This window comes from Desulfitobacterium sp., from assembly GCF_982384815.1.
Map to the genome: position 1 here is coordinate 1 of NZ_CEVWNY010000099.1, position 11,782 is coordinate 11,782.

Annotated in this window: 13 protein-coding genes; 2 read left to right on the plus strand and 11 right to left on the minus strand. The window is 43.1% G+C overall.

Annotation, left to right across the window (positions count from 1 at the left end):
* The 7 genes from AC1U9U_RS12860 to AC1U9U_RS12890 all read right to left on the minus strand — a co-directional run.
* The coding region (locus tag AC1U9U_RS12860) for an ABC transporter ATP-binding protein (RefSeq protein WP_479960950.1) at positions 1–528 on the minus strand (528 nt) is incomplete at its 3' end.
* Positions 512–1,750, minus strand: coding sequence for an efflux RND transporter periplasmic adaptor subunit (locus tag AC1U9U_RS12865; protein ID WP_479960951.1), 1,239 nt, complete (start codon positions 1,748–1,750; stop codon positions 512–514). The genes AC1U9U_RS12865 and AC1U9U_RS12860, both read right to left, overlap by 17 nt.
* Positions 1,751–2,212: 462 nt before the next feature.
* Positions 2,213–2,647 (minus strand): DUF3887 domain-containing protein, encoded by a 435-nt coding sequence (locus tag AC1U9U_RS12870; protein ID WP_479960952.1) that lies wholly within the window; start codon positions 2,645–2,647, stop codon positions 2,213–2,215.
* A 54-nt stretch (positions 2,648–2,701) separates the two neighbouring features.
* Complete coding sequence (locus AC1U9U_RS12875; RefSeq protein ID WP_479960953.1) at positions 2,702–3,214, minus strand: flavin reductase family protein; 513 nt, start codon at positions 3,212–3,214, stop codon at positions 2,702–2,704.
* A gap of 83 nt (positions 3,215–3,297) precedes the next feature.
* Positions 3,298–3,915 carry an HD domain-containing protein gene (locus tag AC1U9U_RS12880; protein WP_479960954.1) on the minus strand — a complete coding sequence of 206 codons (618 nt, stop codon included), beginning with the start codon at positions 3,913–3,915 and terminating at the stop codon, positions 3,298–3,300.
* 143 nt (positions 3,916–4,058) lie between these two features.
* Entirely contained in the window at positions 4,059–4,601 is a 543-nt protein-coding gene (locus AC1U9U_RS12885) for a hypothetical protein (protein WP_479960955.1), read from the minus strand.
* A 28-nt stretch (positions 4,602–4,629) separates the two neighbouring features.
* Positions 4,630–5,301, minus strand: coding sequence for a CYTH domain-containing protein (locus AC1U9U_RS12890; protein WP_479960956.1), 672 nt, complete (start codon positions 5,299–5,301; stop codon positions 4,630–4,632).
* A gap of 174 nt (positions 5,302–5,475) precedes the next feature.
* On the opposite strand from AC1U9U_RS12890, the gene AC1U9U_RS12895 reads away from it, so the two are divergent.
* Positions 5,476–5,850 (plus strand): hypothetical protein, encoded by a 375-nt coding sequence (locus AC1U9U_RS12895; RefSeq protein WP_479960957.1) that lies wholly within the window; start codon positions 5,476–5,478, stop codon positions 5,848–5,850.
* Positions 5,851–5,922: 72 nt separating this feature from the next.
* Positions 5,923–6,750, plus strand: a complete 828-nt coding sequence (locus tag AC1U9U_RS12900; RefSeq protein ID WP_479960958.1) for a DegV family protein — start codon at positions 5,923–5,925, stop codon at positions 6,748–6,750.
* Positions 6,751–6,830: 80 nt separating this feature from the next.
* Here AC1U9U_RS12900 and AC1U9U_RS12905 read toward each other — a convergent pair whose 3' ends face one another.
* The 4 genes from AC1U9U_RS12905 to AC1U9U_RS12920 all read right to left on the minus strand — a co-directional run.
* Complete coding sequence (locus AC1U9U_RS12905) at positions 6,831–8,330, minus strand: MDR family MFS transporter (protein WP_479960959.1); 1,500 nt, start codon at positions 8,328–8,330, stop codon at positions 6,831–6,833.
* A 136-nt stretch (positions 8,331–8,466) separates the two neighbouring features.
* Entirely contained in the window at positions 8,467–9,030 is a 564-nt protein-coding gene (locus AC1U9U_RS12910) for a cytochrome c3 family protein (protein WP_479960960.1), read from the minus strand.
* Positions 9,031–9,111: 81 nt separating this feature from the next.
* Entirely contained in the window at positions 9,112–10,041 is a 930-nt protein-coding gene (locus AC1U9U_RS12915; protein ID WP_479960961.1) for a hypothetical protein, read from the minus strand.
* 83 nt (positions 10,042–10,124) lie between these two features.
* The coding region (locus tag AC1U9U_RS12920) for an FAD-dependent oxidoreductase (RefSeq protein ID WP_479960962.1) at positions 10,125–11,782 on the minus strand (1,658 nt) is incomplete at its 5' end.

The window sequence follows — 11,782 nt, forward strand, 5'->3', positions numbered from 1 at the left end:
CGAACGGGTGTCAAGATTGCCGGTGGGTTCATCCGCCATAATAATGGCCGGATTGTTCACCAAAGCCCGGGCAATGGCTACCCGTTGTCTCTGTCCTCCGGATATTTCAGTGGGACGATGCGCCGCCCATTTGGCCAGACCGACTTTTGCCAGCGCTTCGAAAGCCTTGTCTTTTCTTTCCTTTTCCCCAATTCCGGCATAAATCATCGGCAGCTCAACATTACGCAAGCAGGATATTCTCGGTAAGAGATTAAACGTCTGAAAGACAAACCCAATTTTAAGGTTGCGGACCCTAGCCAAGTCATTCTCCTCCATATGGGAAACATCAAGTCCATCCAAGACATATTGCCCTTCGGTGGGCGTGTCCAGGCAGCCTAAAATATTCATTAATGTGGATTTTCCCGAACCCGAAGGACCCATAATCGCAACAAAACTGCCGGCCGCTACATGGAATGTAACCCCTTTCAAGGCCGTAACGGCAATTTTCTCAGTATGGTAAACCTTGACTAAGTTAGTTGCTTTGAGCATTAACGATCACCTGCACTCCGTCCTTGATTGGCTCATTGGGGTTCAGGATGACCTTTTCTGCCACTTCGAGACCGGAGACAATCTCCATGAACAGTTCATTGCTCAAGCCTGTCTGCACTTCTCTTTCCGCAACTATTCCATCCTGCCCGACGACATAGACCAGTTTCCGCCCATCGTCCTCAACCACTGCTTCCAAAGGAACCAGCAAAGCTTGCTCTTTTTGATGCAGTATAAATTTAAGGTTAACATTAAAACCGGGCTTTAAGGGACTTTCTCCTTCAGCAGCGGGGACACTTATTTTAATTTTTACCTGGGTTTGTTCACCTTGAGCCGTTGACACCACCCCGGCTGTAGGAGCAATGGCTTCAATGCTGCCCATCAAGGGCTCGCTAAGCAAGCCGCTATTGGTGATTTCCACCCTATCCCCTACTGCAAGCTGGGCGGCATCCACCTCATTAATACCTGTTTCGATGAGAAGATCAGCCGGATTACCGATTTGAGTCAGCAGGGTTCCGGCTTCAACTTCCTGACCTTTTTTGACCGCTAAATTCAAGACCATCCCATCATCAGGGCTATGTATAGTCGCTTTCTGCAATTTCTCCTGAGCTTTCCGATAGAGCATTTCGGCTTGCTCCAGCTGGGCTTTGAACAGAGGTAAATTAGCCTCTTGTTCTACCACTAATTTTTCCTGGGCCTCATTTACCTTTTGCTCGGCCTGCTCTAATTCCTTAAGACTGGCCGCGCCGCTTTCCATGAGAATCTTCGTATTGTCATAATCCTTTTGGGCCAAATCATAGACTTGTTGAAGCAGTCTGATATTCGATTCACTATTGACTATTTTGGCCCGGAGCTCCTTGCATTCCAGCCCTTTTTGAGATGCTTCCACACTCAGGCTGCCGGTATCCATCACCAAAATAATCTGGCCTTTACTAACCTTATCCCCAAGCTTGACCAGGACATCCTGAACCTTAGTTTTGCTTTCGGCCTTTAATTCAGCCAGATCTTTGACTTCCAATTTGCCGCTGGCGAAAACATTCTGTTCGAAGCTTTTTTGAACAACCTCGGCGGTAGTAACCGGAATCAAGCCGGATTGCCGGTTCAAAACCAGCCAGGCAATCAGCAGCCCGCCCAGCAAAATTAACACTGCTATTATTTTCTTGGAGTGTTTCCGAAAAAACGAGCGGGAATGAACATTGTTTGGAACACCGGTATCTGGTAGCATAGTCTCCTCCTAAAAATATAATTCGTTGTCAATGTCCTTATTATAACAAGATTTTTTAAACAATTTATTAAAAAACTATTAATCTTTTCCATTTTAATTTTAGGTGCTATAGGTTTTTCCCTTATATTTCAATGTATCATTGTACTAAGTCCCTAATACAATGATACATGATTTGCTCTCGAAGTCAAGAGGCATTATTTTAATCTTTATGCCAAACAAAAAAGCCGTGACTTGAACGGAAAACAAATCATGGCATATAATCTTGTATATCTAATTAGCTTACAGACCTTACGGCTACTCCGCCGCCTTAAAGTTATAGACCGGCTTAATCTGGTCAATTATATCCACGGTTTCATGAATCTTGTTAACGATTTGAACATCAGGCATAATCCGGATTTTGCTATTCTTGACGAACTCTGGTTACAGAGGGTTTTGATTTTCCTTTCTCCTTCATTAATCCGATTACTTACAGAAAAGTCCCGCTAATTTCATATCCTTGGTAAGGGAAATTGTATAAAGCATACTTTTTTTCTCATACTGCGCTTTAGCTATAACTATCGCGTATTCTATCCCGTTGTCGCCCTTATGTCCTGCCACATCTATTTTGGAGATCTCCTTAAAAGCCCCGGCCTTGGCAAGCGCTTTATAAACCGGTAACATAGCTTCGTCGGTTAAACCTTCTTTGATCTCTTCCGTACCCATATCCCGTAAGGCTTGATTATCTTGGGCATTGACCAAGTCGATGACGGCTTTTCCCATTGCCTCAACCTTCCCTTGATCAAAATCACCGGATAGAGGTTGTTGTTGTTTACTGCCGCAAGCTGTCAGCAATACGGCACATAAGACCAAGACCAGGATTACAAAGCCTGGTTTTTTTATTAACTTAATATTAATCATTGCATACTCCTTTAAGGTAATACTTCTATCTGCACCATTACCTATTCTCAAAACTTATTCGACCACAAGAATCCGTTCAATCTCCGCAACATACATGGTGTGATAATCCTTGAGGGGATAGTTTTTTTCATCCAGTCCATCTACAACAAAGCACTCGGGCTTTAGCTCTTGCGCATAGAGTTTCTTACAGAAGAGCGTAATATTTGCTTCCTGAAAATAGGGGGTTCCATCTTCAGCCTTAACAACAGTTAGTCCTGATTCTTTAATCTTATCAACATCCCTACCGGATACCCTACCTAAGTAGCCCATCTGTTTCTTATAGGATACATCGAAAAAGGAAAGAGATAAAGTTTCCGAGTCATCAACAAACTCTTTGGTATAACGGGTAGGGCGGATGAAAATATAGGCAACATTCTTATTCCACAGTATACCAAAGCCACCCCAGGAAGCTGTCATAGTGTTCACTTTTTCGCCTTTCCCTGCGGTAATTAGCATCCACTCTTTGTCTAAGAGCTTAAAGGGACTATGGACAAATTGTTCCGGGGTGATTTCCTTAAAACCAGGCATTTCACTGATTCTCCTTTTAAAATATTTTTGTATATGCACTTATTATACTTCATTGATAGAATTAAGTGCATACTTCGATGAGTCTATCGTAGGATCTCCATACACCTCACTAAGAATTTCTCTATGGTATGCTCTTCTTCCTGCTTTTTTTCTTGGGTCAATTCTCCTCTTCCCAAGCGATCGCAAAACCCCAACAGAGCAATTTCCTCAATCGAAACTTCGGCGGCCATTTTTTTGACATTGGCAAAAGGCAGCCCTTTGACCACGAAAAGAATCTGCATATGCCACCTAACCATCTTGGCGACTTGGTTAATGAAGGCCTCGTCTTTGGTTAACTCCCTGAGAAATTTAACAGCCAGCTTCTCCCCTTCGGCATCATGGTCATAAGAAGTAATGCGCCCCTTACGGATACGAGTCGTGGGAGCTTTGCCTAAATCATGAAGCAAGGCTGCCCACATCAGTACTTGAGGATTTTTACTGATGTGCTTTCGCTCAGCCGCATTATCGAGGACCAGTAAGGTATGGTTCCAGACACTACCTTCGGGATGATGCACCGGATTTTGGGGTGTGTTTTTCAGCTCACCGAGAAGGGTAAAAGGATACTCATTCTCAAATATTCCTGTCTTGCTTAATTCTATTATGTAATCTGAAGGTTTATTATCATCCATGAGATGATCATTGATTTCTTGAAAACTTGGCATAGCGAATTCTCCTCTATTTTATGGTATAGGTTTTAGTTTACCCTAGGTATACCTAATTATAGAAAAAGATTAGATATCTAAAAAAGCCTTCCGGTAATGACGGGTTTATCCCCTCAATCGGAAGGCTTTTTTCCTGATGATTGTTAGAACTTTAAATGCTGGGTAATCGTAAATTTGTCTACGAACCCTTCTGCATTTAAAGTAATCATTCCCTGCCCACTTTGCAACTGAGATGTGCCGTCTTTCAACTTTTTCTCAACATTAATAGTATAGTAGTACTGTGTTTCATTTTTCTTATCTTGCTCTAAAGAAATATCTTTTACATAAAATTGACATCCCTCATCAAAGGCTAGTTGCTCGTATTTCGTTATATATCTATTTTTAAACAATACTTGTAAAGCAGACTCGGTACAAAATTGCCTATATTTTTCGATATAAGTTTTGAAAATCTCAGCCTCGTCTGCTGGGTCCATTGTCAATAATTCAGCATCGCTCTCTATTGGTTTATCTTGGAAATATCGTTCTACCTTCCCCATCAATTCCTGATACTCTGCCGTACTTTCAACCTGATACAATTCCTGAAGGAAACCTTTAATATTTTTTTCACCAATCGATCTATTACTTTGGCACCCGGATATGATTAAAACCATTAAAAGAAAAGACACGATAAATACTTTTTTCGTCATCCATAGTCCCCTCCTTCATAACAGGATACTATTGAACTGCCAATTCCATGCCCCGCAGATACTTACTCCGCTCTTCCGGCTTTAATTGATAATTAGCGGAGAGATACTCTCCTAACTGAATCACTTTCTCCACCTGACCGCTTTTAAGCTCCAGTTCAAGCTCGCAGATAGGCTCCCTTTTTTCTCCCGCTTCGATCTCCCCGAGATCTAGAGCTAGCTCGATGATACTCCCATCTTCATAGAATAGATCAAGGGCTGTTCGCTGAAAACGGGTGATGAAAATCGGCATTAGTTCTTCCTTACCTAACGTTCCGGCCAGTGTTTGGCCAATGGGTAAATCGGTAAAGGGCTCAAGAGTTGGTGTGTTGTCAGTAAGCTTGTGGTTCCATTCGCTCCGTAAGGATAGACCATTTTGGGAAGAGCCAAACCCTTTGATGGTAGCTGTATACTCACCAGCTGAATTCCGAATTCTATAGCATACCTGCTCCTTAAGTAAATGACGATCAAGGGTATCGTAATAGATTGTCTCATATGCTTTAGGGCGTGGCTTGGAATCCCGACTCAGCCTAATAATTGTAGGATCTTTTAATATCCTATTCACGAGCAGAGGGTCCTGGAGCTTGAGCTTTAGTTCAATTTCCTGAAATTCTTTAAATTCCTGAGATGCTATCTTATGGTTTTCCAAGGAACCAATGCACATTAAAGTTTCACCCTTTTCCTAATCTACCTTATTAAAATAATTCTACCATTACCAGCTTCAGAAGTCCATTTGCAGAATTATCTGCATAGTTTGAAGGTATTTCTCTTCCTTATGACTAATTAATAATAACTCGCTATATAATGAAAAAGAAATCTCTTAAGGAGGAAATTGATTATGAAATGTGAACGCTGCGGGGATCACATCCCTGAAGGTGAAAGTTTTAACCACCGGGGAAAGATCCTTTGTGAAGATTGCTATATTGGTGCTCTACAGCCTCCAAAATCCTGTGATGTAGCCGCCGTCCATTCCGCTAAAACTCACCGTCAGCTTTCCGGTGAAAGCGGCACAGAAGGACTCACGAAGCTCCAGCAGACAATGTATAATCATATTAAGACTACAGGAAAACTCACCCGCCCTGAACTTATGGACCTCTTGAACTTAAAAGATTGGGAACTCGATAAACAAATTGCTATCCTCAGACATTGCGAACTAGTTAAAGCCCGTAAAATAGGAGAGCAGATTTACATTGTCCCCTTTGATCTGGAATAGAATCTAATTTATAATATATCATAAGGTTTGGAAATCCTTACTATTTATACCGGCAATAGAAGGAGAATGGATATGATACATATTGTAACAGATAGTTGCGTCGATCTTCCCGAGTACTTGCTTCAAAAAAATAATATCCACGTGGTGCCTTTGACTATTCGTGTCAATGGTAAAGAATTTACTGAAGGCGTAAACATTACACCACAGGAATTCTACAAGGAAATGGCACTGTCCTCAGATTTGCCGCAGACTTCACAGCCTACGCCGGCACAATTTGCAAAAATTTTTAAGGAGTTTTCCCAAGCGGGTCACACCTTATGTTTAACGATTTCGTCCAAACTCAGCGGTTCTTTTAACTCAGCTAATTTAGGCAAAGAGCTTTCCAGTAATGCCGATGTCACAGTCTTTGATAGCATGGCTGCGTCGGTGGGTCAAGGGCTACAGGTCATGAAGGCAGCTGAATTAGTCCAAAAGGGACTTTCATTAGAAGCTATTCTCCAACAATTAAATAAAATGCGAGAGGAAATGAAATTTCTCATCCTTTTAGATACATTAGAAAACCTGGTCAAGGGCGGACGCCTAAGTCACTTCCAAGGTTCTTTAGCGAAACTTTTGCATATTAAGGTTATTCTCCATAATATCGATGGAGTTCCGGAAATTCTGGAAAAAATCCGCGGCCATCACAAATCCCTGGAACGACTGATTGAGCTTGTGGGAAAAAAGCGGCAAGACTTCTCCGATCAAGTCATTGGCATTACCCATGTCAATAACCTGGAAGACGCCCAATTCCTTGCCGAAAAGCTTAAGGAATGCTATCATCCCAAAGATGTGATCATAAATGAAATGGGAGCCACTATTTCAACCTATGCCGGAAAATTAGGCATCATTGTGGCTTACTAAACAAGAATAATCCAACTATTAAGGGGCACTGCATCAATGAATTGGTATTTACTATTCACTGAGCTAGCCCCTCTTTGTTTTTATGCTTTCTCTCGACTCTCGGCCGGCAAAATGATCAGAAGTAAGGTGCTTATAATAGCCATAAACACAATACATCCGAAGACATAATGAAGGGACGATGTTAAGCCTTCTTTAACAATCATCACGATATTAGTTGGAATGCCTGTCATCCCTTTGGGGTCGAGAATTTGGTTGACAAGGTCGATACTGACAGGAATATTAAGATCTGCTGCTCTTTGCTTTAAAAAATCCAAAAGCCGACCATTTAATATGCCTGCAAGCAGCCCTGCTCCCAAGGTATTCCCCAAAATGCCCATAAACATATTGGTGGCAGTTGCCACACCCCGCTTCTCCCAGGGGACACTGTTCTGGATGGCTACGATGAATACAGTCCGCGTAAAGCCCATTCCGATACCGATGATGAAAGATCCCGCTGCTACCCAAAGCCATCCCATAGATGGCTGAATAAATAGATAGAGAATCGACCCCGCCAATAAAAATATTCCACCACTGATTGCTGTTGTCTTAAAACCAATCTTGAGCATGGAGAAACCGGCTAAAGTGGCTGCAAAGGTCCAACCAATAGACATTACCGTTAAAGCAAAACCGGCAATTAATGGGGGCTGCCCCTGTACACCCTGAACAAAAGTAGGAACAAAGGTCGTAACTCCCATCATTGCGATCCCTGTGGTCAAAGTCGCCAGATTGGAGAGAGCAATAACTCGGTCATGCCATAAGTCGAGCGGCATAACCGGTTCTTTTGCCCTTCGTTCCTGAAGGATAAAAAGAATAAGAACCAGGAAGGTGAAAGCTAGGAGTCCCCCCACTTGCCACGAAAGCCAAGGCCAAGCTACCCCGCCTTCGATAAGGATCAGCATTAAGGCACTAACCCCAAGAAAGATCAGCGCCGATCCCACAAAATCAATTTCATGGTTTTGCTTCGTCACAGATTCATGGAAAAACAGAGCGATACCAATGATAGACAATATTCCTATGGGTATATTTACCCAAAAAACCCAAGCCCAATGGATGTATTGGACAAAAACTGCTCCCAAAGCAGGGCCGATAACTGATGCTACTCCCCAAACACTGGATATGTATCCCTGGACTTTAGCCCGTTCAGTGGCTGAATAAATATCCCCCACAATAGTAGCCGCAATAGGCTGCACTGCACCGGCACCCACACCTTGAATCAAGCGAAAGATAATGAGGTTGTTCATAGTCGTAGCTATACCGCATAAAACAGAGCCGATCAGAAAGATTATGACGCCAATAAAGAAAACCGGCTTCCTCCCGTATAAGTCGGCTAATTTGCCGTAGATGGGTATGGTTACAGCCTGTGTCAAAAGGAAAGCAGAAAAAACCCAGCTAAAACTCTTAAATCCGCCCAGATCAGCCACTATGCTGGGCATAGCCGTTGCAACAATCGTTCCTTCAATGGCCGACATAAAGGTTGCTAACATAACGCAGGCCAAAACGAGACTTCTATTATTTTTTTGAGCAGCTTCCTCACCTATCACCTACGTAAATTTTACTCATCAAAATTTTACGATATCCTTTTGGGTGATAAATGTCAAGAAAACTGAGCAGGGCATTTAGAACTAAATTCCTTGCTCAGTTTGAATTTAGGGTTATTTTTAGGCCTCCTGGGAAAAATCAGTGACACGTATAACAGGTAAGTTCACCAGTATGGTGGCAGCTTAAGCATTGGGCTTTGTTATCGAACTCCATATGCATCTTATGACATTTATAACATTCTACATTATCCTCATGGTTATCATTGGGACGAACATGGGGGTTGACATAGCTACCATCTTTTTTCTGTAATACCTTGCTGTCCGCTGTCCGGGCAGCCAATTCTTGATAAGACCCATGACACTCAAAGCACTTTTCCTTAGGTATTCTTACGTTTATTGCACCGGGGACTGCAGCCGGGTCTTTATGGACTTCTTGAAGTGTCTCCAAATCATGGCAGTCCACACACTTTTGACCCGCTTGGGCATGCGCAGAGATAGTGAGTGTGCCATTCTTCATGGACTCCACACTAGTAGTATGGCATGCTGCACAGTCCATATCCGGTGTCCACCAATCTTCAGATGGTGTTACCGGCGGAGTGACTTCACTTGCTGCCGGTAGCACAGTTACTTCTGCTGAATCTGCGGTCTTTGGGGATGAGGTCGTTTCAGAAGTGCCTGAGCATCCGACAATAACTCCAACCATTACCAGCGAAACTAAAATTAAGACTAGTCTTAGTACATTCTGTTTTTTCAGTTTAACCACTCCTTGAATGCAAGTTTTATTCTACAAAATAGGAGAATACTCTAGCTCAGCTTTAATGTTAGCTTCCTGGGTAATTTCCAGAGCTATCTGAAAGGATAAGTAATCACTTTTAGTAACATACAATTCTTGCTTGCCGCCAGGCACTTTAAGTTTAGCAATTCCATGCTCATCCGTAGTGGCTTTGTATAATCCTAACATGACATATGCATCTTCAAGAGGCATATTGACGGATTTGTTAGAGACTTCAATTGTGATATTGTATTCCGGTGCCTTTGCCGTCCGGAATAAAAAGGTCTCTGAATTAATTTGATGCTGTATTTCCAGTGCCTGAGTGTCGCAATGAACGGCCCACTTATGAAGGGTCTCATCTCCTGGGGCATTGAGTTCTTGTTCTGTCCAATAGGTCCCATTGGTATGCGGTAATACGACCTCTCCTAATCGACCAAATGCCACCTGCTGCCGGCCGTCATCCTCAATAACAATAGGGAGACCCGCAAGAGAACAACCTGCGGAGCACTTCACTCCGATATTAACCTTGAATTTTTCACCCTGGCTAACAGGGGATGGTACACCCCAGATACTTAGTGCAATTACATGAGGCTTAACTACAAAGGAAATTTGTACTGAGCTTTCCTCGTATGGAATACCGTCCTTTTGTTGAGCAGGAAAAAGTACTTTCCAAGTATATTCACCCGGTATATTTGGGGCCCTCACCAAAAACTCATTAGTTTCGTTACTTTCACCGTCAAATAAAGATAGTTCTGTTTCTGCCACTACAACATTCTGAGGATCAGTAATTTTGATCGTACAGCCCAAAAGATCACTACGACCAATACTCAAGACCCTAATATGAAATAATATGTCCCTTCCGGCATCGACTTCACATGGGAGGTGGTTAATGAGTTCGATACTGGTACCATGTTCAATGGCAGTTTGTTTCAATTCTTCCATAGCAGTCTTCTCCTTGATGATATAATTGAATCAGGAATGAGGGCCAAAAGTTGCGGCCCTCATCCATTTGTACTAATTACTTCTTATGACCAGGGGGTTAAATCGGCAGCATTTTTACCGGCGATACGCCCGCAAACGACACATTCGGTTATATTACCGCCTGCTTGGTAAGTGAACTTAAATACAGAAGATATCTCACCGGCAGTGAAAAGTCTCGGTATAGGGTTACCGTTCCAGTCAAGAACTTCTCTCTTGGCGTTGGCATCTACACCACCCTTTGTATTAGGCCCCCCGGGATAAAGCTTCATCGCATAGAAGGGTGGTTTCTCAACAGGACCCATGGTGGCAGGAGTCCTGCCAAAGTCTTTATCTTCACCGGCTGCACAGAGTTCATTAAATCTCTTAACCGTTGCTGCTAAATTTTTAGCGTCAATAAGCTCACGGTTCTCTGGGTCAGCCTTAATTTTTTCAGCTAATTCTTCAAGAGTATCAGCCTTCAAAATCCATCCTCGCTCAATGGCATCCATGTTATCTTTCGTCCAAGGTAAGAAGCCATAGCCAACTGTAGAGCCTGTCATACTGACAACAGAACCTGAGGTGCGCCTGGTCTCATCAAAGATTACCCAACTCGGAATGCGTGGATAATTCATAGATAACAGATCATAATGTACTGCTTCCTTGTAGAATTGATAACGGTAGGGGCGTGTGGAATCTGTAATGATATGCTCGTCAGTATATCTCTTGCCGAAATTATCCACGATCACACTATTTTTAGAAGAGGTTACGCTGGTATTAGACCCCATCTTAAGACCAAATTTTTCATAGTTCTCGCCATAGGGGAAAGCTGACTCAATACGTGAGGCGGCTTTCGCAACTTTCGCAAGTCCGGCTCCGACGAGTATGGCCATCTCTATGCCATCCCCAGTATTAAAAGGTGTGCCATAGAAGCACCAACCGGTTATACCTGGCCCCTCTAGAAAGGCCCTGCGCATAGGGAGATTATATTCATATCCGCCGCTAGAAAGTACTACGCCTTTTTTGGCCTTAACTTTGATTTCTTTATCGCCTTGAACAGCGATAACACCCTGAATTTCTCCATTGTCACCTGCGATTAACCTTTTTGCAGGAGTATTAAATAGAAGCTGAATCTCTGGACGCTTCGCTTTAATGCCTTCTTCCACCAGTGCCCAATAAAAAGCTTCGCCTGCGGATTTTTGCTCTTTTGGACGTTTATAGTTCGGAACACTTGCATCCGCATTTTGGAAATCTTTATATCGAGTACTAACGGTTTTACCGTATTTGGCTTCCTTGAATTTCGGGAACATGGGGAAAGAAGCCTCTCCTCCCGGGGCCATACCCGCTGGATCCAGATCTGGGGCTTGGGCCATTAAGAACCGTTCTACCTCCATAATGTCGTCGGCAAACATTTCTGCCATTTCAGTAGATACATGTGCTTGTTCACCCTCGTTTTTCCAAGGAATGTTTTCACCGCTCATCATAGCCTTAATATACTCAACTCGGGCTGCTCTATCGCCGGTAGGATCGGGGTTGTGCCAAACGCCGCCGCTCATCCGTGTATTAGGATAATGGGCATCTTCAGCTTGCTTTTCCAAAACCAAAACCTTAGCTCCAGCATCGTGAGCCTCAATTGCAGCCGAAGCACCAGCGCCACCTAAGCCAATAACTACTACATCAGCCTCATAATCCCATTTCTGCTCATTAGCTGGGGGTGTACTAGCTG